Source organism: Psychrobacillus sp. BL-248-WT-3 (assembly GCF_012843435.1).
GTDB lineage: Bacteria > Bacillota > Bacilli > Bacillales_A > Planococcaceae > Psychrobacillus.
Genome location: NZ_JABAFC010000032.1, coordinates 1 through 23,103, shown reverse-complemented (window position 1 = coordinate 23,103; position 23,103 = coordinate 1). Strand labels below are relative to the sequence as shown.

The following is a 23,103-nucleotide window of genomic DNA, read 5'->3' as shown; positions in this document are numbered from 1 at the left end:
TGCATAAAAAAATGCAATCAACTTAAAAGTAGATTGCACTTGGGTTTGATATTTATTCATTTTTGCTCGTTGGTTAGTTTTACTATATGAAGCAATATCATAATTCCCTTTTAGAAAAGGTTATATTAAAGGATAGGGTGAGCAATAAGCCATCGTCTGTGGAAATTGGCTCGATTACTGACTATATATATTAGTCAATGCGCTCGTAAGTTCTGGGTATTTAAAGGAAAAGCCATTAGCTATTAATACGTCTGGAACTACTTTTTGCCCTTCTAAGACAAGCTGACTTTTTTCACCAAGCACTAGCCTCAAAGCAAATGCAGGTACTGGGAAGTAATGAGGTTTATTTAATACTTTAGCCAATGTTTTACTAAATTCATCCATCCTTCGAGGATCTGGTGCAACTATATTAAAAGGTCCTTGAATATTATTTTCAATAGCGTAAAACAGGGAACTAGCAACATCTTGGATATGAACCCATGACATCCAATTATCTCCCTTTCCAATTGGACCACCTACAAACATTTTATAAGGTAATGCCATTAAGGGAAGTGCTCCTTCTTTTCTATCTAATATAATCCCAAATCGACCTAAAGCTACGCGGACTCCAAGCTGCTCTGCAGTTAATGCCTTTTGCTCCCAATCTGCAACTGTTTTGGCTAGAATATCATGACCCTGTTGTGTTGATTGTTCATTATAAACTTCTGTATTGGAAGCTGGATAAATTCCAATAGCACTTGCATTGATCAAAACTTCGGGTTTTTTCTTTAATACTTGGATAATACGTATGACTTCATCAGTAGCTTCCATCCTACTATCATAAATTTTTGCTTTTTGCTTTTCTGTCCATCTACCGTTGTTTATAGATTCTCCAGCAAGATTTACTATTGCATCAATACCTTCTAAATATACCTCAGGTTTAGAATTATTTGTAAGCCAGTTAATATAAGTAACATTGTTTGCTGAGTGCGAGCTCGACCGTGATAAAATAATAGCCTCATGTCCCTTTTGCTGCAGTAGCTCAGTCAAAGCCCTACCTACAAAACCAGTTCCACCAGTAATTGCTACTCTCATCGAAATCAGCCTCCTTAACACAATAATACCAGTTCAATCATTTATCACATATTAATTTTTACGCTATAATTAAGGAAAGCGAATGGAGAGATTAACAAAATGCCGGTTATTACAAAAATAGGACGTCAAAAAAAAAATAATGAACGGTATAATTTATATTTAGATGAAAAGTATGCCTTTAGTGTGGATGAGGCAGTACTGATAAAATATCAGCTTACAAAGGGTAAGGTAATAGAGGCCTTTACCTTAGATGAAATTGTTTTTGATGATGAAGTAAGAAAAGCATATAATAAGGCGATTAATTATTTGAGCTTTCGGATGAGAAGTGAGCATGAGGTAAAGCAAAAATTACTACAAAGTGAGTTTGGAGAAGCGGTCATTTTAGAGGCAATTCGAAAGCTATATGAGCATGGATTTTTGAATGATGCTAGCTTTACGAAGGCTTTAGTAGAAACTCAAAAAAATAGCAGTAAAAAAGGCCCTGCTGCAATTAGACAGGAGCTCAAAAAGAAGGGAATAGAAAAAGAGCTTCAAGAGGAAGTACTTGCCGCTTACTCGGAGGAAGAACAAGTTTCTATTGCTAAAACACTTACAGAAAAAATTATCAATCAAAACCAAAATAAGACTCCACGCCAAATTAAACAAAAGGTCCAGGAGAATCTTCAAAGAAAAGGGTATAACTTTGGCATCATTTCTCAGGCAATCGAATCTTTTGATTTAGAGAAAAAGGAAGACGAATGGCTTGAAATAATTGCTGCACAAGGAGAAAAGATTTGGAGAAAGTATTCTGCAAAATATAGCGGCTATGATCTGAAAAATCGTGTGAAACAGGCCCTTTATATAAAAGGTTTCCCGTCAGAGCACATAGATATGTATATAGAAAATAAGGAGCTGGAATTACAAAATGAGCAATAAAAAATATAGTCAGATGACGGAGCAAGAGCTTAGAACTGAAATTGCTAACCTAAAGGAAAAAGCAAGAAAGGCTGAGCAACTAGGCATTGTTAATGAGTATGCAGTATATGAACGAAAAGCAATGATGGCTCAGTCATTTCTAACAGATGTAAATTCTATAAAACCTGGTGAAATGTATAGAATTAGCGGTGATCCTGGGATGTTTTTTCAAGTCGAATACTTAAAGGGAAAATTTGCTTGGGGCTACCGTTTAGGTGGAGACAAGTACGAGGAAGCATTACCAATTTCTATACTACAGCCGTTAGAGGAGGGAAAATAATATGGAAACTAAAATAAATGAATTAACAGAGTTATTACTTGAAAAAAACGACAAGCTTTCCTTTGAAAAGGCAAGAGCATGGATTGAATTACTTTGGTCTGACTTCGAATCATCCTATGCACGTGCAGGCTATGAATATAAAGGTGCTGCAGTAACAGAGATGGTTATTAAAAAGTGGATAGATGGATATGGTGAACAACTACACGAGTTTGCGGGTACTAACGAAAAGTACAAGCATTTATTGGAAACAGACTAAACGCTAGGAATTTAAATTCCTAGCGTCTCTGTTTAATGTGGTAAAAAGTCTAATTTTTTTCTTAGCTTATCTTCGCTGAAAATCCAACCAGTGTAAGAGTTGATGATATTAAGGTCTTCATCCAAATGTACAACTGCTACAAAAGGATAGTAATCATTACTTCTGTAACGCAGATCGATTAACCGAACCTCATGGATATGATCGAATTGAGTTATTTCCCATCTGTAAATAGGGGAGAACGAAGTAAAGGCACTTAGATTTGTATCCTTTAAGGCAGCTTTTACTAAAGGAGAGTCTGGAATTTCCTCTCGTTCAAACTTGTCGTATATCGTTATGGAACGCCCGTATGCTCGGCCAACGTAATGATGCGTCTCGGAGCTTGCGGCAATCCTCCATTGAAAAAACTTAATAGTTGGAGCCACAATAATTTCTGTGGTATCCGGAATTGTTTTTCTCACGCTATTTTTAACCGCACTTTGGACTGCAAAGCGTAGTATATAATAAATGGCGATAATAGCGTACATGGTTAGGAATGTAGGTACTGGGTTAAAGCCAAACATCCATAGTAATAATCCTAATACATGAAAGCCAAAGATAATCGGATCAAATGTATTAATGACACCTAGTGCAACCCATTTCTTAGAAAAGGGTCGTAATGCCTGGGTACCATAGGAATTAAATATATCCACGAAAACATGAAGAAATACTGCTAAAAATGTCCAAAGCCAAAGATGAAGCCAGTTCACCTCTGGAATAATTAGCCACAATACTCCAGATATAAGTAACGGCCATAGTAAAACGGCTGGAATAGAATGAGTTATACCACGATGATGACGTATGTATATGGCATTATTTTTTAATTTTAGAACAGTATCTATATCAGGGGCTTGAGAACCAATGATAGTACCTGCAATAACAGCAGTAGTAGTCAAAGAACTACTTGTAACGACAGGATCTGCCATTGCCAAACCACCAAGTGCAATACCCATGACTATATGTGTGCCTGTATCCATGTGTGACCAGCTCCTTTTAAGGAAACAAGTTATCTTAATCATAAGATAAAGTATATAAATTAACAAAGCAATTATTAGTGTTATACCCTATTATCGCATACAATAATCGCCAGAAAGGATTCTAACTGTGAACGAATTATACAATAAGCAAATGAGCGAGGCATTAGTTTCCTGGTTTTTAGAAGAAAAACGTGATTTACCGTGGAGAAAAACCACGGATCCCTATAAAATTTGGGTTTCCGAAGTAATGTTACAGCAAACAAAAGTTGATACAGTTATCCCTTATTATGAGAGATTTGTCTCTAAATATCCCTCGCTTGAATCTCTTGCAGAAGCTAATGAGGGAGAATTGCTAAAAGAGTGGGAAGGTCTGGGCTATTATTCTAGAGCACGCAATCTCCAAGCTGGAGTAAAAGAAGTTGTAGAACAATACGATAGCATCATACCGAACAACCGAAAGGAAATATCTAAGCTAAGAGGCGTTGGACCATATACGGCTGGAGCGGTGCTAAGTATTGCTTATGGTGTTCCAGAGCATGCTGTAGACGGGAATGTTATGAGAGTATTATCTCGGATTTTACTGATAAAAGAGGATATTGCTAAACCAAAGACGAAAAAGATATTTGAAGATGCCGTGATGAGCTTGATGTATGAGGAAAATCCCTCTGCCTTTAACCAAGGTTTAATGGAACTTGGTGCTATTATATGCACTCCAAAAAAGCCGAAATGTTTACTTTGTCCAGTAAGAGAATTTTGTTCAGCATTTTATGAAGGAGTTCAAGAAGAGCTTCCGGTTAAAACAATTAACAAAAAGACAAAATTACATAAAATGAAGGCAATAGTGATCCAACGAGATGACGGTAAGATTCTTTTAGAGAAGCGACCTTCTAAAGGTTTACTTGCTAATATGTGGCAATTTCCAATGGTTGAGCTTCCAACAGCGACTCACACTGTTGAAGAGGTAGTGGAGTTGGACTATGGAATAGAAATTCAAAAAGGAAATGAATTACTTTCTTTTAAGCATGTTTTTTCACATCTAGTATGGGAAGTTGAAAGTTTTGAAGCAAAGCTTATAAATGAAAAAAAATTATCCTTGAATAGCCAGTGGTATTCTATAGAAGAAGTGAACAATCAACCTATGCCTATTCCAGTATTAAAAATATGGAATGCGTGGAAGGAAAGGAAGAACATCACATGACAAATCCAGTAGCATTAGTAACAGGCAGTAGCAGAGGACTAGGAAAAGCAATTGCCATTGAGCTTGCAAAAAGTGGTTATGATATTGTAGTGAACTATGCTCGCAGTAAAACGGCTGCATTAGAAACGGTTTCAGAAATAGAGGCATTAGGACAAAAAGCTTTACTTGTTCGTGCAAATGTTGGTGATGTAGAAAAGCTTCGGGCAATGTTTCAAACGATAAAAGAGGAGTTCGGTCGTTTAGATATTTTCGTGAGTAATGCTGCATCCGGTGTTCTTCGACCAATCATGGAGCTCGAGGAGTCTCATTGGGACTGGACGATGAACATTAACGCAAAAGCAATGCTTTTTGGAGCACAGGAAGCGGCAAAGCTAATGCCGAGTGGCGGGAAGATATTAGGCATCAGTTCATTAGGGTCTATTCGATATTTGGAAAACTATACGACAGTAGGAGTTTCTAAAGCTGCTATTGAATCCATTACAAGATATTTGGCGGTAGAGCTAGCAGAAAAAGGGATTGCCGTTAATACTGTTTCTGGTGGAGCATTAGATACTGATGCTTTAAAGCATTTCCCAAATAGAGAACAATTATTAGAGGATGCGCGTGTAAATACTCCGGCAGGACGAATGGTTGAAATTGAGGATATGGTAAAAACAGCTATGTTCCTGCTTTCAGATGATGCCAGCATGATCCGAGGACAAACTATCATTGTAGATGGCGGCCGTTCGATTAAAATGTAGTTTTCATAAATAATAATTTCTTTTTAAAGAGCAATACAATGTTAAAGATGAATGTTTGACATTAATTAATAAAAAATTAAACTAAATAAAAATACGGCAATCCCAAATAATATCGAGGTTGCCGTATTTGTTTAATTTTCATTATCATTCTTTATGAGTTAATTTCATAAATAGAAATTTATGTATGAAATAAATATGTTCACATTTATTGATTGGAGCGACAGACGGCGACTCCTGTGGGATGAGTGAGACAGTTAAGACATCACAACCACGCGCGTAAGCGATGGGTGATGGCTTAACGCTCACCCCACGGAAAGCGTCCGGCTGGCGTGGAAATCAATTCTACATTCTGACTTAGAGATTTGGTAGCATATATCAACCCTATTCTTTAACATGCCCCAAATTTTCCTTGTCTGTGCTTCAATAAATGATTTCAAATTAACCAAAACACACAAATTTATTTTTTATGAATATTATCTCCGAAAGTGCACAAGATATATTTTGTACGGAGGTGAAATCCATGAAAAAGAATAACAGTCAATCATCAAACAGAAGTCAAGAATTTGCTTCAGAAACTGTAATTCGACAAGTTAAAGAGCAAAACCGTCAAGCTGAAATGAAAAAACAACAAGCAAGCGGGAAGTTTTCAAAAAGTTCTTATAACCCATCAAAATAACATGGATTCACCAAAAATCAGCGAGAGCATTTTGCTCTCGCTGATTTTTTTACTACAGTTTTTTCCTATGGATTGCTATAATATGAAAATAAGTATAATATTCAATTTTGCGCTTGATGAAAAGGTGGCTAAATCATGGCGATTCCAACAGAAGGAGAAATTATTCAAATTCACAGCTACAAGCATAATGGCCGTATCCACCGTGTCTGGCAGGAAACGATGGTTTTAAAGGGGACCAAGAATATTGTAATAGGAGCGAACGAACGAACTCTTGTAATTGAATCAGATGGAAGAACCTGGATTACTAGAGAACCGTCAATCTGTTACTTTCACGCTGAACATTGGTTTAACATTATTTGTATGCTAAGAGAAGACGGTGTGTATTATTACATTAATATTAGTTCGCCATTTGTCTATAACAATAAAATTCTGAAATATATTGATTATGATCTAGATGTGAAGGTTTTCCCAGACATGACCTACACAATTTTGGATGAAGATGAATACGAACAGCACAAAAGGGAAATGAATTATCCAAATGAAATGGATTCTATTCTTGATCGAAATATAGAAAAACTTATTTCTTGGATTAAACAAAGAAGAGGTCCATTTGCCCCGGACTTTATCGAGGCTTGGACAAGTCGTTATCATTTTTATAAACAGCTGAACGAGTAGTAGGAGAACCTGTTGAATTTGCAACAGGTTCTTCCGTTTTAAGAAAGGAAGTAGTTTTATGAGCACCATGAAAAGATATATGGAATTCGTAAAACCTTATAATTGGCAAATCTTTTTAACGATTATTATAGGGGTTATTAAATTCGCAATTCCATTGTTTATACCCATTCTGATTAAAATTGTCGTAGATGATATTATCGGTGGGGATATGGCAACAGATGAAAAAATTCAACAACTTGTTTATTGGTTAGGTGGAACCGCATTAGTGTTTCTAATCGTTCGACCGCCAATTGAGTATTATCGACAATATTTAGCACAATTAGTCAGTAATAAAATTTTGTATGATATCCGTCAAAAGCTATACATACATCTTCAAAAGCTAAGCTTAAAGTATTATTCAAACACGCGAGCTGGAGAGGTCATTTCTCGAGTCATCAATGACGTAGAGCAAACGAAAAATTTTGTCATGATTGGCTTGATGAATGTTTGGCTCGACTTAGCTACAATTCTTATAGCTATTGGAATAATGCTTACGATGAATGTAAAACTTACACTTGTAACTTTAATCGCGTTCCCATTTTACGCATTCAGTGTAAAGTACTTTTTCGGAAAGCTTCGAGACTTAACTAGAAAGAGATCGCAAGCATTAGCTAGAGTACAAAGCTATCTTCATGAACGTGTACAAGGCATGAGTATTATTAAAACCTTTACGCTCGAAAAGCATGAACAAAAGCTGTTCAATGAGACGAATGGAGAATTTCTGGATAAGGCCGTGGACCAAACGATATGGAATGCAAAAGCGTTTGCGGTCGTTAATACAATTACCGATATAGCACCACTGTTAGTTATTGCCTACGCAGGATATGAAGCAATTCATGGAAGACTATCTGTTGGGACAATGGCTGCTTTCATCGCCTACATAGAGCGATTATATAGCCCTTTAAGAAGATTAGTTAATTCATCCACGACATTAACGCAATCTTTCGCGTCGATGGACAGAGTATTTGAGCTGATGGATGAAAAATACGATATTATTGATAAGCCTGGAGCGAAAAATTTAGGAAATACTTTTGGGGAAGTTACCTTTTCAAATGTCTCCTTCCAATATGAAAAAGGTGGACAAACAATCCTTAACAATATAAATCTCCAAGTCAATAGTGGAGAAACAGTTGCTTTTGTAGGTATGAGTGGTGGAGGGAAATCCACCATCATTAGTTTGATTCCCCGCTTCTATGATGTATCTGATGGCAGTGTGAAAATTGACGGCAAAGATGTTCGCGATGTAACGATTGAATCACTGAGACAACAAATAGGAATTGTGCTTCAAGATAATATTTTGTTTAGTGACTCAGTCAAATCGAATATTTTAATGGGTAAACCAGGAGCTAGTGATGAAGAAGTAATAGAGGCTGCAAAAGCAGCTAATGCACACGATTTCATTATGGAGCTACCTGAAGGATATGAAACAAAGGTTGGGGAGCGAGGAGTTAAGCTCTCTGGAGGTCAAAAGCAACGTGTAGCAATAGCACGTGTATTTTTGAAAAATCCTACAATATTAGTTCTAGATGAGGCTACTTCAGCATTAGATTTAGAAAGCGAATCATTAATCCAAGATTCCTTGGAGCGTTTAGCTCAAAATCGGACAACGATTATTGTAGCGCATAGACTTTCCACTATAACGCATGCAGATAAAATATGTGTAATAGAAAATGGAGAGCTAGCAGAAGAAGGTTCTCATTCTGAACTCATGAAGAGTAAAGGTGTATATTATAATTTATTTCAAATACAACAACTAGATACTGTGGACTAACACACACACCCTATAAGGCGATTCTGTTCTTATTGGGTGTTTTTATTTACCTATTTTACAAAAAGTTGAAATATGACAAATGTTTCAAAAAATATAAAAAGTATTGCATAAAAAGTATGTATGTGTAAAATATCAATATGAACAAATATAAAGAAAATTTTAAATAATCTCGTAAAAAAGGAGAATTATCATGGAACAAGGAAAAAAAGTGCTAGAAGTAAAAGGGCTTCAAACTTCCTTTTTTACAGATGACGGTGTCATTCCATCTGTCGATTATGTAGATTTCCATGTTAGAGAAGGGGAAATTTTAGGCATCGTTGGCGAATCTGGCTGTGGTAAAAGTGTTACCTCTCTATCTATCATGGGGCTAGTTCCTAGTCCACCGGGAAAAATCACCAATGGAGAAATCCTTTTTAAAGGTAAGGATTTAACAACCTTCTCGGAAAAAGAGATGCGGAAAATAAGAGGAAATGAGATTGCAATGATCTTTCAGGAGCCAATGACCTCTTTAAATCCATTATTTACAATTGGTAATCAGCTGATAGAAGCAATAACCCTACATAAAAAGGATTGGAGCAAGAAGCAGGCTAAGGATAGAGCGATTGAGATGCTAAAGCTTGTTGGACTTCCGAGAGCAGAGGCACTTATGAAGGATTACCCACACCAGCTCTCTGGAGGGATGCGTCAGAGAGTCATGATTGCGATGGCCCTTGTATGTGACCCAGAAGTATTGATAGCTGATGAGCCAACGACGGCATTGGATGTAACCATTCAAGCTCAAATTTTAAAGTTAATGAGAGATTTGAATAAAAGGTTAAACACAGCAGTGCTGTTAATCACTCATGATCTTGGAGTAGTAGCAGAGACATGCGAACGAGTAGTGGTTATGTATGCAGGTAAAGTAGTAGAAGAGGGACTAGTGGAAACAATCTTTAAAGATCCACAGCACCCCTATACAAAAGGACTGCTAGCATCAGTTCCTGATATGAGATATAAAAAGCAACGATTATATTCTATACCAGGTAATGTGCCGAAGCCTGGAACTATAACGACGGGCTGTCGGTTTGCAGCTAGATGTGAATTTGCGTTCGAACGCTGTACTCAGGAAAATCCTCCTCTGTATGAAACATCGGAGGGACATAAAACAAGATGTTTCTTATATGATCCGAAGGAGGTAACAGATTATGACAGAGCCACTGTTAAAAGTTGACGGGCTTAAAAAGTACTTTCCAATCCGTTCTGGTGTTTTGTCCAAAAAAGTCGGCTACGTTAAAGCTGTAGATGATATATCCTTCTTTGTAAATGAAGGAGAAACTCTAGGGATAGTTGGAGAATCCGGCTGTGGTAAATCTACTACCGGAAGAATGCTTATGAGATTACTAGAACCTACAGAAGGTAAAGTGACCTTTGAAGGGAAAGAATTAACATCAATCTCTGACTCTGCTATGCGTAAGGTGAGAAGAGATATCCAAATGGTGTTTCAGGATCCTTATGCATCATTAAATCCTCGGCACACGGTTGAGAAAATTTTAATGGAGCCACTGATTGTTCATAATATTGGAGATCCAAAAACTCGCAAACAAAAAGTTCATGAATTTTTGGAGATTGTAGGATTGAGCAGTTATCATGCAAAACGATATCCTCATCAGTTCAGCGGAGGGCAAAGACAGCGTATTGGTATTGCGAGAGCTCTTATGACTAATCCAAAGCTGATTATAGCAGACGAGCCAGTTTCAGCGCTTGATGTATCTATTCAAGCTCAAGTTTTAAATCTGATGCAGGATTTGCAAAAAGAATTGAAACTAACCTATATATTTATCGCTCATGACCTAGGGGTAGTACGCCACATCAGCGACCGGGTTGGAGTTATGTACTTAGGCAGGATGGTCGAGCTTGCACCTAGTGAAAGTTTGTACGCGGAGCCGCTCCATCCCTATACAAAAGCACTTCTTTCTGCTGTACCAGTACCTGATCCACAATTTCAAAGGGAACAAATAATATTAGAGGGAGATATCCCAAGCCCTTCTAACCCGCCTACAGGTTGTACATTCCATACACGTTGTCCTTTTAAAATGGATGTATGTACAACCGTTAAACCGAAGCTTGAGGAAGTTAAGAACAGTCATTTTGTTGCCTGCCATCTATATAACGAGGCAGTACAGCATTGATAATATAAATTTGGAGGGGTCCATGTGAGAAAAAAGAAATTATTGTCATTTATGTTTTTAATGATACTTGCGGTATTTACAATTGTTGCATGTTCAAGTGATGAATCTGATGGGGATAAAAAAGGAGAATCGTCATCATCAGAGAATAAAACATTGGTATTTGGTCGTGGAGGAGACTCCGTGTCTCTAGATCCGGCTACAGTTACAGATGGTGAATCTTTCAAGGTAACACAAAACCTTTTCGAAACACTATTAAACTTTGGCGAGGAAGATACAACTATTCAGCCAGGACTTGCTAAAGAGTGGGAAACATCTGAAGATGGATTAACGTATACATTTACTTTAGAAGAAGGAATTAAATTCCATGATGGAACTGACTTTAATGCTGAGGCAGTCGTGAAAAACTTTGAACGCTGGGCTAACGGATCAGAGGAAAAATTCTATTACTACGGTTCTATGTTCGGCGGTTATGCTGGTGACGAAGGCCATGTAATTGAATCTGTTACAGCTGATGGTGACAACAAGGTAGTGTTTAAGCTTAAACGCCCTCAAGCACCATTCTTAAAAAATATTGCAATGAGTCCATTTGGTATTGCTAGTCCAACAGCATTTGAAAAAGATGAAAAAGCATTCGGTGACAATCCAGTAGGAACTGGTCCATTCAAATTCGTAGAGTGGAAACGTAATGCTACTATTACAATCGAAAAATATGAAGATTACTGGATTGATGGTATGCCTAAGCTTGATAAAGTTGTATTCAAAGCAGTACCAGATAATGCAGGTCGTCTTAATGAACTACTATCTGGAACGATCGACTTAGCTGATGGTGTAAACCCATCCGATCGTTCTACAATAGAAGGTGACTCTGCTCTTCAATTGTATGAGCGTCCTTCTATGAATGTTGGTTACTTAGGACTGACGACTACAAGACCACCGTTTGACAATGTAAAGGTACGTCAAGCAATGAACTATGCAATCGATAAGCAAGCAATTGTAGATGCTTTCTTTGAAGGTGGAGCAGAGGTAGCTAAAAACCCGATTCCGTCATCTATTAGTGGATACAATGATGATATTGCTGGATATGAATATAATCCAGAAAAGGCAAAAGAACTTTTAGCAGAAGCAGGGTTTGCAGATGGTTTTGAAATGGAACTATGGGCAATGCCAGTTCCAAGACCATATATGCCAGATGGAGCTAAAGTTGCAGAAGCGATTAAAAATAATTTAGAAAAAGTAGGCATCAATGCTAAAATCGTTTCTTATGAGTGGGCTACTTACTTAGAAAAAGCTCGTTTAGGAGAAGCAGATGCTTTCTTACTTGGATGGACTGGTGATAATGGAGACGCAGATAACTTCCTTTATGTTTTACTAGACCAAGATAATATTGGAAGCAATAACTATACGTACTATAGTAGCGACCCATTACATGAGATTCTTATCGAAGCACAATCAGAAGTAGATGAAAACAAACGTATTGAGCTATACAAACAAGCACAAGAAATAATATTTGAAGATGCACCATGGGTACCACTTGCTCACTCAACACCATTATTAGCTGGTAAAGCAGAATTGACTGGATTTACACCACATCCAACAGGTTCAGACAAACTAGGGAACGTTGACTTTAAGTAAGGAATAGAGTGGAGGGGGTCTTTATGGATTCCCTCCTCTTTTAAAGATAAGGTAATTTCATATTTTAGAATAAAGAGGGTGAAGAAACATGCTTCACTATATTGGAAAGAGGCTGCTACAGCTTATACCGGTATTGCTTGGTATGACTTTTTTAGTTTTTATGATTATACGTGCAATTCCTGGTGATCCAGCACAGGTTATTTTAGGACAATTAGCTTCTAAGGAAGCAATTGAGTCACTAAGAGCAAGCCTAGGCTTAGATAATCCCTGGTACGTGCAATATTTTGATTACTTATTTGGATTACTTCAAGGAGATCTTGGGGAGTCGATGCGAACTGTTCAGCCAGTGGCTACCGAAATTTGGCCATACCTTGCTGCTACGTTTGAGCTAGCTTTCTTCGCAATCCTAATAGCTGTTGTAATAGGAGTGAATGCAGGAATTATATCTGCATGGTTTCAAAACTCATGGTTTGATTACTTAGCGATGGTAATAGCTTTGATAGGGGTGTCCATGCCAATCTTTTGGTTAGGGCTTATGGAGCAATGGATTTTTTCTGTAGAATTACAGTGGCTTCCACCAGGTGGAAGAGACGATGCAAGAGATCCAGTTTCGGCAGTAACAAACTTATATGTGATTGATACGATTATGAATGGTCGTTTTGATCAGCTTGGTGACGTGCTTAAACATTTAATATTACCTAGCATTGCTTTGGCAACAATTCCAATGGCCATTATCGCTCGTATGACAAGATCTAGTATGCTTGAAGTTATGAGAGCAGATTATGTACGAACAGCAAGAGCTAAAGGACAAAAAATGTTTTGGGTAGTATACAAGCATTCATTGAAAAATGCTATCATCCCAGTTTTAACAGTAGTGGGGCTTCAAATGGGATTACTTTTAGGAGGCGCTATTTTAACTGAAACTATCTTTGGATGGCCAGGAATTGGTCGATACATTTATGATGCTATTCAGTATCGTGACTACCCCGTTATACAATCTGGAATATTAGTAGTTGCTTTTATATTCGTTATGATTAATTTATTGGTTGATATTTTATACGGATTAATTGATCCACGCATCAAGTATGACTAAAAGGAGAGATGATGATGACCCAAATGGTTCCAAAAGCACCGGATAATTTATTGGCTACCGAAAAGGACATATCAGCTGGTCCTTGGAAAGAAGCGTGGAGAGGTTTCCGTAAAAACAAAGTGGCGCTTATTGGCACTTTTATCGTATTGTTCTTTATAGTAGTAGCGTTGATAGGGCCTTTTCTGGTCCCGCAGGGCATTGATGAACAATCCATTTCAGACAAACGACTCCTACCGCCGTCTAGCCAATATTGGTTTGGCACAGATGATTTTGGTAGAGATATTTTTTCACGAATTGTCCATGGGGCAAGAATTTCTTTATGGGTAGGTTTTTTCTCTGTAATTGGTTCTGTCATTGTAGGGAGTATATTGGGGATTATAGCAGGCTATTATGGAAAATGGGTTGATATGATCATATCTCGCCTATTTGATATTCTTCTTGCTTTTCCAAGTATTCTATTAGCAATTGCAGTCGTGTCTGTGCTAGGACCATCTCTGCAAAATGCTTTAATTGCGATAGCAATTATCAACATCCCTAACTTTGGACGTTTGATAAGATCAAAAGTGTTAAGTATAAAAGAAGAGGAATACATAACCTCCGCCAAGGCAATTGGTATGAAGGATGTTCGTATCCTTTTTTCGCACATCTTACCTAACTCTATGGCACCTGTAATCGTAGCAGGCACATTGGCCATAGCATCGGCTATTATAGAAGCTGCTGCATTAGGATTTCTTGGATTAGGGGCCCAGGCTCCAACTCCAGAATGGGGTAAAATGCTGGCGGATGCTCGAAATCACCTAAGAACTGCTCCGTGGACAATGATTTTCCCTGGGCTTGCAATCATGCTGACAGTTTTAGGCTTTAACCTGATGGGCGATGGGCTTCGAGATGCACTGGATCCTCGGATGAAAAATTAAGATAGAAACAAAGCTCCAAAAATAAAAAGTGAAATCGTTTAGGCGATTTCACTTTTTTTGACGAACATGGCGAGTATACCTAAAGAAAGAGAAATCTGAAATAGAGCCTTTTAATGAATGAAACCCTGAGCATTCACATTATGTAAATGTTCAGGGTTTCATTTTTTCTGTGAGTCTTAATCGATTTAGTATGTTTCTTCAATTTGAACGGTTAATTCATTACTATGGAAGTTCTGATACGAGGTAATCAGTCTATCCACATGCTCCAGCTGTTCCTCATACTTTAATATAGAGGATAGTAGATGGAGAAGGTGGTAGGTAGAAAATTCCTCATCTATTTGTGTTATCGCAATCTGCTGAACAAAAATATTCATAACCTCTTGCCTTTGGATAAATGCGTCGGGACCATGCAGCTCTGTATGGTCTGTTTTTAGCTTACCAATAAACTTGAGGTGGAGCTGTTCATGGTAAGTTAAAAGCAGATCAAGTCTTTCCGTGATCATCATTCTAAAATGCTCAGGAAGATCATTTAGTTCATTTTCATGAAGGTGTAATCTATTCAATACTTCTAGGCTATTATGGGAGATTTCGATAAGCTCTCGGTAAACGACGGCTTTTCTGCCCTTTGAATGGGTAGCCTTTTTGGTATAAACTCTTTCCTCTTTAAAAAAGGAGTATATTTGGTCAATACGTTCTAATCTATCCTTCAGCTGCGTAATAGCTTGTTTGGTAGATTGATGGTCACCAGCATTTCTAGAAGCAATCCGAATCCATCTAATTATTTCGTCCTGTGTATAATGGATGGAGTTAAAAAGCTTTGTCTCAAACTTTGGTGGGATAAATACAAGATTTACGATAAAGGCCGAAATCACTCCAACAAGAATCGTGCAAAAACGAATTAATGCAAAGGTTAAAAACTCGTCGCTTTGAATCTCCATAATAGCTATTACAGTTACTAATGCTAAGGAAACCGTTTTTTCTAATTTAAACTTTAGCATGATAGAAATAGCCACAATTGCTGCGAATCCAACGGCAATAATATGGTTTCCAAATACTAATGCAAACAAGACGGCGATGGCTGCTCCAATTAGATTAGACTGTATTTGTTCAATTACGGTTAAGTAAGACCTATAGATAGATGGTTGAAGTGCAAAAATAGCGGCTATTCCTGCAAAGACAGGATTAGGAAGCTGAAGTAATTCAGCTATAAATAAGGCAAATACTATAGCGACTCCAGTCTTAAAAATACGTGCTCCTAATTTCATTCCATCCTATCCCTTCGTTAACGGTTATTTCATTGAATTATTTAATTGGGCAAAAGCATAATTGACCGCTTTAATTGTCTCTACTATATCATGTTCTGTATGGGCGGTAGTAATAAACCAAGCTTCATACTTAGAAGGAGCCAAGTTAATGCCTTGTTCAAGCATAAGCTTAAAGAATTTAGCGAACATTTCACCATCACTAGCCTCTGCTTGCTCGTAGTTTTCTACTTTAACATCGGTAAAATAAACAGAAAGTGCACCTTTTATGCGATTGATTGTAATCGTAATATTATTTTCCTTAGCAGCATCCAAAATTCCTGCCTCTAACAGTGCACCTAGTCTATCTAGTTCTTCGTATAAACCAGGAGCTTGAAGTACTTCTAAACAAGCGATGCCTGCTTGCATGGACGCCGGATTACCTGCCATCGTTCCAGCCTGATAGGCAGGTCCAAGTGGTGCCACCTGCTCCATAATTTCTTTTTTGCCACCATATGCACCGATTGGAAGACCTCCACCAATAATTTTTCCTAATGCGGTTAAGTCTGGTGTGTGACCAAGTAAAGTAGATGCCGCTCCATAGTGGAATCGGAACGCAGTAATTACCTCATCATAAATCACAAGAGCTCCTTTAGCTTTAGCGATTTCATGAACTAAAGATAAAAACCCTTCATTAGGCTCCACCATTCCAAAGTTTCCTACGATTGGTTCAACTAATATACATGCTAGTTCTTCTCCCCATTTTTCCATCGCATCCTTGTAGGCTTGAGGATCATTGAACGGAATCGTGATAACCTCTTTTGCGATAGATTGTGGCACGCCTGCAGAATCTGGAGTTCCAAGAGTAGCAGGACCTGAACCTGCAGCTACTAACACTAAATCAGAGTGCCCGTGATAACAGCCAGCAAACTTCATTACCTTTGTTCTTCCGGTATATGCACGAGCTACACGTATAGTAGTCATCACTGCTTCCGTCCCTGAATTCACAAAGCGAACCTTATCCATAGAAGGGATTGCATCTTTTAGCATTTTAGCAAAAACCACTTCATGCTTTGTAGGGGTACCATATAATAGACCCGTTTGTGCTGCTTTTGTAATAGCTTCAGTTATGTGCGGGTGGGCATGACCGGTAATGATAGGGCCATAAGCTGCTAGGTAATCGATATATTTATTGCCGTCCACATCATAGAAGTATGCACCTTCCGCTCTTTCCATGACAACGGGTGCTCCGCCACCAACGGCTTTATAGGAACGTGAAGGACTATTTACCCCGCCAACTATATGTTCTAATGCTTGTACTTGAATTTGTTCAGATTGTGTATGTTTCAAATGTATTACCTCCATTATAAATGTATGTAAGATGAAAATTATAACTTGTCTATCCTAAAACTTCTAGTAATAGTTGGGTATTTTTATATTTTAGACAAAAAAGAGGAAAAAGGCTAAAGAAATTGAACATACTTATAAAGTTAGTTACGATATAACTAATTAATCGAGGAGGGATATTGATGGAAAAATTAGAAGGAATGGTTGCCCCAAAGTTTTCATTAAAAAATGAAAAGGGTGAAATTATATCGCTGGATGACTTTGCTGGAAAACAGTATGTTGTTCTGTACTTTTACCCTAAAGACTCTACACCTGGGTGTACTACAGAGGCTTGTGAATTCAGAGACGCAAATGCTGATTTTTCGGATTTAAATGCAGTTATTCTGGGAGTAAGTGCAGATGATGAGAAGGCGCACACTAAGTTTATAGAGAAGCATGGACTTCCGTTTTCATTATTAATAGATGATACTCATGAAATTTCTGAGGCTTACGGTGTTTGGAAATTGAAGAAAAACTTCGGAAAAGAATATATGGGTATCGAACGAACAACCTTTTTAATAGATCCAACCGGAACTGTTGTGAAGGAATGGAGAAAAGTTAAAGTAAAAGATCATGTAGAAGAAGTGTTACATACATTAAAATCCATAATCAAAGATGGTGAATGATTGATGAAAGTACTTTTTTCTTTTTTACCAAAGGAAGAGCAACAGTTAAGATTAACCAATCAGTTTCCACAAATAGCTTTTATCTTTCAAAAGGGATTAAATGAAAAAAAGTTAGAAACTGCCGATATTGTTGTCACATATGGAGAAGACCTGAAAGCCTTCCATATAAACAGTGCAAAAGAGCTGAAGTGGATTATGGTTGCCTCTGCAGGCTTAGAAAAGATGCCTTTAAAGGAAATAGCAGACCGCAATATTTTACTCACAAATGTTAGAGGGATCCATAAAACTCCGATGGCTGAATCCGTTTTAGCTCATATACTTTCTATAAAGAAATCGTTGCCAGTAGTCGCAGAAAATCAACGCAATGCAAATTGGTCAAAAAGAGTTCCTTCTTCGGAGCTTTTAGGCTCGACTGCCTTAATATTAGGGCCAGGAGCAATAGGTGGAGAAGTGGGAAGATTATTGCAGGCCTTTGGGGTTAGGACAATCGGTTGTAATCGAAGTGGAAATACTGCTTCCTACATGGACGAGATGATATCTTTTGGGTCTTTAAAAGAAGTGCTACCTCAAGCAGATATAGTAGTATCTATTCTGCCAAGTACGGAGGAAACAAGAGGGCTGCTGACATATAAGCATTTTCAGTCTATGAAAGAGAGTGCTATTTTTATGAATTACGGACGCGGAGATTTAGTGAAAGAACTGGACCTATTAAAAGCACTAGAAGACAAATGCATTGCTTACGCAGTGTTAGATGTGTTCGAGCAGGAACCGTTAGAAAGTGACCATCCTTTTTGGCGTATGCCAAATGTGATTGTTTCCCCACACATTTCTAGTCATTCCTCACAATACGTAGTGAGAGCGCTTGAAATTTTCTCTAGAAATTTAGTGGCGTTTCTAAAACAAGAGAATGATATTGAGAATGTAATAGATGCTACACGAGGATACTAAAAATGTATAATACTATGTTAATAGCCGAAAAATTTGACATTAAGGACAGTTCCTCTTTATAATAATTATAAACTTATCATTTAATAATGATTATAAAGAGAGGTGCATAGCGATGACGGAAGTACATTTAAGAGACGCTTTAGATACATTGAAATCAACCGGTGTACGTATAACGCCTCAACGCCATGCGATTCTGGAATTTATTATTCAATCTATGTCCCATCCCACCGCGGACGATATATATAAAGCGCTTGAAAGTAAATTTCCTAGCATGAGCGTTGCCACAGTCTATAACAACTTACGTGTGTTTAGAGAAGCTGGCCTAGTAAAGGAATTAACATATGGTGATAATTCAAGCCGTTTTGATTTTATCACAAATGATCACTACCATATGATTTGTAACTCTTGTGGTAAAATAGTTGACTTCCATTATCCAGGATTAGATGAAGTAGAGCATCTTGCCTCTCACTTGACCGGATATGATGTTAGCTCTCACCGAATGGAGATCTACGGTACGTGTCCTACCTGTAAAGAACAAGCAACTAAAGTCCAATAAGAAAAACCGAGCGTTTATTCGCTCGGTTTTTCTTATGGTTAAATTTTAAATTGATAAATTAATTCTTCTAATTCTACTGCTTTTTGGGTTAGGTCCTGTGCTACACTGTTAATCTCCTGCATGGTTGCTGTCTGTTCCTCGACAGCCGCTGAAATCATTGTAGTTTGCGAAGAAGCTTCAATAGTTTGATTTACAATTTCAGCTACAGATGCAGCTACTTCTTCTGCGCTAGCAGCAATTTCCTCCGAGGTTGCTGAAATATCTTCAATCTGATAGGAAACTTGCTCAATTGAGGATGCAATTGATTGGAAAGAAATATTCGCTTCATTTATTACCTTTACACCTTCTTCTGTATTATGAAGACCTATTAGAACAGACTCTTCAACATTTCTTGTGTCCTTTTGAATTTCTGTAATAAGGGCTACTATCTGATTTGCTGAATACTTGGATTCCTCCGCTAGCTTCCTTACTTCATCGGCGACTACCGCAAATCCTTTCCCGTGTTCTCCTGCTCGAGCAGCTTCAATAGCTGCATTTAAGGCTAGTAAGTTTGTTTGTTCAGAAATCCCAGTAATAACCTTAGTAATATTCTCAATTTCAATAGACTTAACACTTAATTTTTTTATTAACTGATTTGTTTCGCTAGAGGAGTTATAAATTTGATTCATTTGTCCTTTTGCTGTTTTTAAAACTTCTTCACCTTTGCTAGCAAACTCTAAGGTGTTGGTTGCATTGCTCTGTAAAACCTGTGTAGCTTCAGCAATACGCTGAACTCCTGCAGCAGTTTCATCCATTGCAGTAGCACTATCTTTTGCTGATATAGATGCAATGTGGGCACCTTCAGATGTCATTTCCACTCGCTTTGCTACATCGGTAGATGCAGCGGTAACTTCTTCTGTGCTAGCTGAAAGTTCCTCGGAAACACTAGACAAATGGTTTGCATTTTCATGTAAGCTAATAATTAGATCTTTTAGATTTGCTTTCATTTTATTAAAGGACCTAGCTACATCGCCTATTTCATCCTTTACTTGATTGTTAATATCAGATGCTGTTAAGTCACCATTTGATATAATTTCAGTTGCAACTACTAGGTGTTTTAGACGGTTAGTAATAGATCTTTTTATAAATAAGGAAATACCTATTGTAAGCAAGATACTTACGACCAGTATAGCTAGTCCTATTCGAATTGTATTTTTAACGATTTCCTTAGTTTCAGCAGTAATAATCTTTAATTGATCTTTTTGATATTCATTGATTTCGAGAGCTACAGCTAATATACCCTCATTTGCAAGATGTGCTTCATTATTAACCACCTGCAATGCTCTATCCTTATTACCGGAATTTAAATTGGTCAAAACTTCATCGGCAGCATCATTAAATGCATCATTATGTTTATTAATCTCACTTAAATAGGTTTTCATAGTTTCAGATGAGGCGAGCTTATCTAATTTTAGAATAGCCTCATCAAGCAAATCTTGGTGTAGAATTAGTGCTTCTTTTGTTTGCTCAGTGTTATTTAAAATCATACTCCTTAAGTAAAGACCTTGCATACCAAGTTCTATTTGAATCTCATCTGATAAAATTTGTTGCTGAACACGGTTGTCCAATGCGTAATCAAACTTATCCTCTATAGTTAGCAATTGGAGAAGAGTGACTACTACTGAGATAAGTAGTAAAGAGAAAATAGACAGTAATGAAAAATTCAATTTCTTTCTGATAGACATATTGTTGCACTCCCTTCTTTATAACTTAAGTCTAAAGTAGGTGTGATTGTAGGTCAAATGAAATATTATTGTCTTTTTTTGATAAAAAATATTGAAGTTGCCTTTTGGATAATTTGCGTAATGCTATGTATGCTCAGAGGATATTTACTCTCATAGTAGCTTGACATGGGGAATTTAAACCTTAAGTTATCTTACTTTATAGGAACTATGTTAATATAAAAAAGCACTTTGCCTAAAAGCAAAGTGCAGAAATTTATTTCTTTCTATTGTAGCTAACATCAAATTCTTCGCCTTCAAGAGTAGGATCTAATGTAAGTGGTTCTTTACAATACATACACATATCTACTCTACCTAAAACTTTCGTATGTTTTCCGCAATTGGGGCAGACTACTTGAACGGCTCTAGTAGATAGTAAACCTATCCAGCCATAAACAACTGTACTTCCTATAATAGAAAGTAACCCAAGTGTCATGAAAATAGTTACTAGGATTGGGTTTTCTCTGAAAAATATAGCGCCGTACATAATGATAAAGCCAAAGAAAATTAAGCCAAGCGCAAAGGAACGGATTCGATTTATTTTGTTTTTATAGGGTTTCATATTTTTACCTCCTAATTGTACATACACTATAACATATTTTTATATAAAGGAATGTCCTAAAAGTTTAAAGAGGAAATATCAAATAATTGTCGAAGAATAATACATAAGTTTAAAAAGGAGGCTTTCACATTGGAAGCATTGTTAAGACCTATTTATCAAGAAAGAGCAAGTGATTCAAATACTTTAGGCATCATATTGATAGAAAAAATAGAAGAGGTCAGTCCAATTACGGATACCTTTGACTCTATACTATTTATAATAACAAAAGATTCCTCTAATCCTGTTTTTACAAAGCATTATACGTATAGCGACAAAAAAGCTGCCCTGCATATAATTACAGAAAAACAAATACGAAAATGGTTTATAGTTGGAGCCAACCCTAAGCTAGTAGATTGGATGATCAACGGCCGAGTTGTTTTTGATAGAAATGAATATGTAGAAAACCTAAAAAGGGAACTACAAGAGTTTCCGATAAATGGTCGGAACGTAAGGATGGGAATTGAATTTGCTAAGTTAAGTAGAAGTTATATGCAAGCAAAGGTGTTCTTTGAGCAACTAAATTATCTAGATGCTTATACTCATATTGTAAACTCACTTCATCATTTAGCGAGATTAGCTATTATTGAAAAGGGAATGCACCCAGAGGTTATGGTGTGGAAGCAAGTAAAGCAATTAGATCCTTCTATATATAAATTGTACGATGAGCTAGTATCAAGTCGAGAAACATTAGAGAAGAGATTAGAACTATTATTTTTAGCTAGCGATTTTCTAATTCATTCTAGAACAAAGGATGGGGCACGTCATATAGTAGAAGTACTTTCTACTAAAGAGTATTGGACCATTCAAGAGATTCATGAACAAGAGGAATTGAAAAACTATTCTGTAGACCTAGAAGTATTTATAGAATTCTTAGTGGACAAAGGGTTAATTATAGTCGAAAAACAACCGACGAAAAGTAGCCATATCGAGCATAGATACTACAAAGTTAAAGGGTGAAAATGAGTCAACAAAAAACGTTTTAAAAAAATACTCGTTTTTTGTTGACATATGTATTAATTGTGCGGTATTATAATAAGCGTCGTCAAAAACGAATTAAAAAACAGCAGAAACTTAATAAAAAATGTTTTTTAAAAAACTTCTTGACTAGCCGGTTGAATGGTGATAAATTAGAGAAGTCGCAAAAAACGACAACGCAAAAATGAACATTGAAAACTGAACATGCAAAACGTTAAGACATACAGCATCAACAAGTTTCGGCTTGATTGACGCAAAACAATTTTTGACATCATTTAATGATGATGCCAGCGAAACAAAATGAGCTTTTAAACTAGTTCTATTTAGAGGGTTTCGAGACACGAGCAGTGCTAGGAAACGAAGGAGTGAGTGATGGAGCGTACTAACGCACGTGACCGATTGAACGACTGAAGTTGACGACGCAATGCGACGTGTATCGGAAGCCGACTATTATGGAGAGTTTGATCCTGGCTCAGGACGAACGCTGGCGGCGTGCCTAATACATGCAAGTCGAGCGGATGATG

The 23,103-nt window shown here is 37.2% G+C and carries 23 protein-coding genes and 1 rRNA gene; 18 read left to right on the top strand and 6 right to left on the bottom strand.

Annotation, left to right across the window (positions count from 1 at the left end):
* Positions 1-174 precede the first annotated feature (174 nt).
* Positions 175-1,074, bottom strand: coding sequence for a TIGR01777 family oxidoreductase (locus HF876_RS14505; protein ID WP_169360767.1), 900 nt, complete (start codon positions 1,072-1,074; stop codon positions 175-177).
* Positions 1,075-1,173: 99 nt separating this feature from the next.
* Between HF876_RS14505 and recX the strand changes: the two genes are divergently transcribed.
* Genes recX through HF876_RS14490 form a run of 3 tightly spaced genes read left to right on the top strand, consistent with a single transcriptional unit; the run spans position 1,174 to position 2,564 of the window.
* On the top strand, positions 1,174-1,989 hold the full coding sequence (gene recX, locus HF876_RS14500) for a recombination regulator RecX (RefSeq protein WP_169360766.1): 816 nt from the start codon (positions 1,174-1,176) through the stop codon (positions 1,987-1,989).
* Positions 1,979-2,308, top strand: coding sequence for a YfhH family protein (locus HF876_RS14495; protein WP_169360765.1), 330 nt, complete (start codon positions 1,979-1,981; stop codon positions 2,306-2,308). The genes recX and HF876_RS14495 overlap by 11 nt, the downstream gene beginning before the upstream one ends.
* A gap of 1 nt (position 2,309) precedes the next feature.
* Positions 2,310-2,564, top strand: coding sequence for a YfhJ family protein (locus HF876_RS14490; protein ID WP_169360764.1), 255 nt, complete (start codon positions 2,310-2,312; stop codon positions 2,562-2,564).
* 32 nt (positions 2,565-2,596) lie between these two features.
* On the opposite strand, the gene HF876_RS14485 is transcribed toward HF876_RS14490, so the two are convergent.
* A complete protein-coding gene (locus HF876_RS14485; RefSeq protein ID WP_169360763.1) occupies positions 2,597-3,577 on the bottom strand; it encodes a metal-dependent hydrolase in 981 nt (326 codons plus the stop codon).
* Between the two features lie 127 nt (positions 3,578-3,704).
* Here HF876_RS14485 and mutY point away from each other — a divergent pair, with 127 nt between their 5' ends.
* The 10 genes from mutY to HF876_RS14435 all read left to right on the top strand — a co-directional run bounded on the left by mutY (position 3,705) and on the right by HF876_RS14435 (position 14,486).
* Complete coding sequence (gene mutY / locus HF876_RS14480) at positions 3,705-4,775, top strand: A/G-specific adenine glycosylase (RefSeq protein ID WP_446740156.1); 1,071 nt, start codon at positions 3,705-3,707, stop codon at positions 4,773-4,775.
* Positions 4,772-5,515 (top strand): enoyl-[acyl-carrier-protein] reductase FabL, encoded by a 744-nt coding sequence (gene fabL / locus HF876_RS14475; protein ID WP_169360762.1) that lies wholly within the window; start codon positions 4,772-4,774, stop codon positions 5,513-5,515. Before mutY ends, fabL begins: the two co-directional genes overlap by 4 nt.
* 466 nt (positions 5,516-5,981) lie before the next feature.
* Entirely contained in the window at positions 5,982-6,191 is a 210-nt protein-coding gene (locus HF876_RS14470; protein ID WP_169360761.1) for a gamma-type small acid-soluble spore protein, read from the top strand.
* Between the two features lie 135 nt (positions 6,192-6,326).
* On the top strand, positions 6,327-6,866 hold the full coding sequence (gene ntdP / locus HF876_RS14465) for a nucleoside tri-diphosphate phosphatase (RefSeq protein WP_169360760.1): 540 nt from the start codon (positions 6,327-6,329) through the stop codon (positions 6,864-6,866).
* 58 nt (positions 6,867-6,924) lie between these two features.
* Positions 6,925-8,676, top strand: a complete 1,752-nt coding sequence (locus HF876_RS14460; protein ID WP_169360759.1) for an ABC transporter ATP-binding protein — start codon at positions 6,925-6,927, stop codon at positions 8,674-8,676.
* Positions 8,677-8,866: 190 nt separating this feature from the next.
* Entirely contained in the window at positions 8,867-9,886 is a 1,020-nt protein-coding gene (locus HF876_RS14455; protein ID WP_169360758.1) for an ABC transporter ATP-binding protein, read from the top strand.
* Positions 9,861-10,844, top strand: a complete 984-nt coding sequence (locus HF876_RS14450; RefSeq protein ID WP_169360757.1) for an ABC transporter ATP-binding protein — start codon at positions 9,861-9,863, stop codon at positions 10,842-10,844. The genes HF876_RS14455 and HF876_RS14450 overlap by 26 nt, the downstream gene beginning before the upstream one ends.
* Before the next feature lie 24 nt (positions 10,845-10,868).
* Positions 10,869-12,476 carry an ABC transporter substrate-binding protein gene (locus HF876_RS14445; RefSeq protein WP_169360756.1) on the top strand — a complete coding sequence of 536 codons (1,608 nt, stop codon included), beginning with the start codon at positions 10,869-10,871 and terminating at the stop codon, positions 12,474-12,476.
* Positions 12,477-12,564: 88 nt separating this feature from the next.
* On the top strand, positions 12,565-13,569 hold the full coding sequence (locus HF876_RS14440) for an ABC transporter permease (protein ID WP_169360755.1): 1,005 nt from the start codon (positions 12,565-12,567) through the stop codon (positions 13,567-13,569).
* A gap of 23 nt (positions 13,570-13,592) precedes the next feature.
* Positions 13,593-14,486 carry an ABC transporter permease gene (locus HF876_RS14435; RefSeq protein ID WP_240949784.1) on the top strand — a complete coding sequence of 298 codons (894 nt, stop codon included), beginning with the start codon at positions 13,593-13,595 and terminating at the stop codon, positions 14,484-14,486.
* A 185-nt stretch (positions 14,487-14,671) separates the two neighbouring features.
* On the opposite strand, the gene HF876_RS14430 is transcribed toward HF876_RS14435, so the two are convergent.
* Both HF876_RS14430 and HF876_RS14425 read right to left on the bottom strand, forming a co-directional pair.
* Positions 14,672-15,751, bottom strand: a complete 1,080-nt coding sequence (locus HF876_RS14430; protein WP_169360753.1) for an FUSC family protein — start codon at positions 15,749-15,751, stop codon at positions 14,672-14,674.
* A 24-nt stretch (positions 15,752-15,775) separates the two neighbouring features.
* Positions 15,776-17,077, bottom strand: coding sequence for a glutamate-1-semialdehyde 2,1-aminomutase (locus tag HF876_RS14425; RefSeq protein WP_169360752.1), 1,302 nt, complete (start codon positions 17,075-17,077; stop codon positions 15,776-15,778).
* A 179-nt stretch (positions 17,078-17,256) separates the two neighbouring features.
* Between HF876_RS14425 and bcp the strand changes: the two genes are divergently transcribed.
* From bcp to perR, 3 genes are all read left to right on the top strand, one after another.
* Entirely contained in the window at positions 17,257-17,739 is a 483-nt protein-coding gene (bcp, locus tag HF876_RS14420) for a thioredoxin-dependent thiol peroxidase (RefSeq protein ID WP_169360751.1), read from the top strand.
* A 3-nt stretch (positions 17,740-17,742) separates the two neighbouring features.
* Positions 17,743-18,687, top strand: coding sequence for a D-2-hydroxyacid dehydrogenase (locus HF876_RS14415; protein WP_169360750.1), 945 nt, complete (start codon positions 17,743-17,745; stop codon positions 18,685-18,687).
* Positions 18,688-18,799: 112 nt separating this feature from the next.
* Complete coding sequence (gene perR / locus HF876_RS14410; protein ID WP_169360749.1) at positions 18,800-19,243, top strand: peroxide-responsive transcriptional repressor PerR; 444 nt, start codon at positions 18,800-18,802, stop codon at positions 19,241-19,243.
* A gap of 38 nt (positions 19,244-19,281) precedes the next feature.
* Here perR and HF876_RS14405 read toward each other — a convergent pair whose 3' ends face one another.
* The gene (locus tag HF876_RS14405) at positions 19,282-20,967 is read right to left on the bottom strand and encodes a methyl-accepting chemotaxis protein (RefSeq protein WP_169360748.1); all 1,686 of its coding nucleotides are present in this window, start codon (positions 20,965-20,967) and stop codon (positions 19,282-19,284) included.
* 253 nt (positions 20,968-21,220) lie between these two features.
* The gene (locus HF876_RS14400) at positions 21,221-21,565 is read right to left on the bottom strand and encodes a YgzB family protein (protein WP_169360747.1); all 345 of its coding nucleotides are present in this window, start codon (positions 21,563-21,565) and stop codon (positions 21,221-21,223) included.
* A 129-nt stretch (positions 21,566-21,694) separates the two neighbouring features.
* On the opposite strand from HF876_RS14400, the gene HF876_RS14395 reads away from it, so the two are divergent.
* Positions 21,695-22,561, top strand: a complete 867-nt coding sequence (locus tag HF876_RS14395) for a nucleotidyltransferase-like protein (protein ID WP_169360746.1) — start codon at positions 21,695-21,697, stop codon at positions 22,559-22,561.
* A gap of 467 nt (positions 22,562-23,028) precedes the next feature.
* Positions 23,029-23,103: ribosomal RNA gene (locus tag HF876_RS14390) — 16S ribosomal RNA — on the top strand; the annotation flags it as partial.

Coding starts and splice junctions, on each gene's coding strand:
- HF876_RS14505 (WP_169360767.1), bottom strand. CDS start 1,074: ATGAGAGTAGCAATTACTGGTGGAACTGGTTTTGTAGGTAGGGCTTTG.
- recX (WP_169360766.1), top strand. CDS start 1,174: ATGCCGGTTATTACAAAAATAGGACGTCAAAAAAAAAATAATGAACGG.
- HF876_RS14495 (WP_169360765.1), top strand. CDS start 1,979: ATGAGCAATAAAAAATATAGTCAGATGACGGAGCAAGAGCTTAGAACT.
- HF876_RS14490 (WP_169360764.1), top strand. CDS start 2,310: ATGGAAACTAAAATAAATGAATTAACAGAGTTATTACTTGAAAAAAAC.
- HF876_RS14485 (WP_169360763.1), bottom strand. CDS start 3,577: ATGGATACAGGCACACATATAGTCATGGGTATTGCACTTGGTGGTTTG.
- fabL (WP_169360762.1), top strand. CDS start 4,772: ATGACAAATCCAGTAGCATTAGTAACAGGCAGTAGCAGAGGACTAGGA.
- HF876_RS14470 (WP_169360761.1), top strand. CDS start 5,982: ATGAATATTATCTCCGAAAGTGCACAAGATATATTTTGTACGGAGGTG.
- ntdP (WP_169360760.1), top strand. CDS start 6,327: ATGGCGATTCCAACAGAAGGAGAAATTATTCAAATTCACAGCTACAAG.
- HF876_RS14460 (WP_169360759.1), top strand. CDS start 6,925: ATGAGCACCATGAAAAGATATATGGAATTCGTAAAACCTTATAATTGG.
- HF876_RS14455 (WP_169360758.1), top strand. CDS start 8,867: ATGGAACAAGGAAAAAAAGTGCTAGAAGTAAAAGGGCTTCAAACTTCC.
- HF876_RS14450 (WP_169360757.1), top strand. CDS start 9,861: ATGACAGAGCCACTGTTAAAAGTTGACGGGCTTAAAAAGTACTTTCCA.
- HF876_RS14440 (WP_169360755.1), top strand. CDS start 12,565: ATGCTTCACTATATTGGAAAGAGGCTGCTACAGCTTATACCGGTATTG.
- HF876_RS14435 (WP_240949784.1), top strand. CDS start 13,593: ATGGTTCCAAAAGCACCGGATAATTTATTGGCTACCGAAAAGGACATA.
- HF876_RS14430 (WP_169360753.1), bottom strand. CDS start 15,751: ATGAAATTAGGAGCACGTATTTTTAAGACTGGAGTCGCTATAGTATTT.
- bcp (WP_169360751.1), top strand. CDS start 17,257: ATGGAAAAATTAGAAGGAATGGTTGCCCCAAAGTTTTCATTAAAAAAT.
- HF876_RS14415 (WP_169360750.1), top strand. CDS start 17,743: ATGAAAGTACTTTTTTCTTTTTTACCAAAGGAAGAGCAACAGTTAAGA.
- perR (WP_169360749.1), top strand. CDS start 18,800: ATGACGGAAGTACATTTAAGAGACGCTTTAGATACATTGAAATCAACC.
- HF876_RS14405 (WP_169360748.1), bottom strand. CDS start 20,967: ATGTCTATCAGAAAGAAATTGAATTTTTCATTACTGTCTATTTTCTCT.
- HF876_RS14400 (WP_169360747.1), bottom strand. CDS start 21,565: ATGAAACCCTATAAAAACAAAATAAATCGAATCCGTTCCTTTGCGCTT.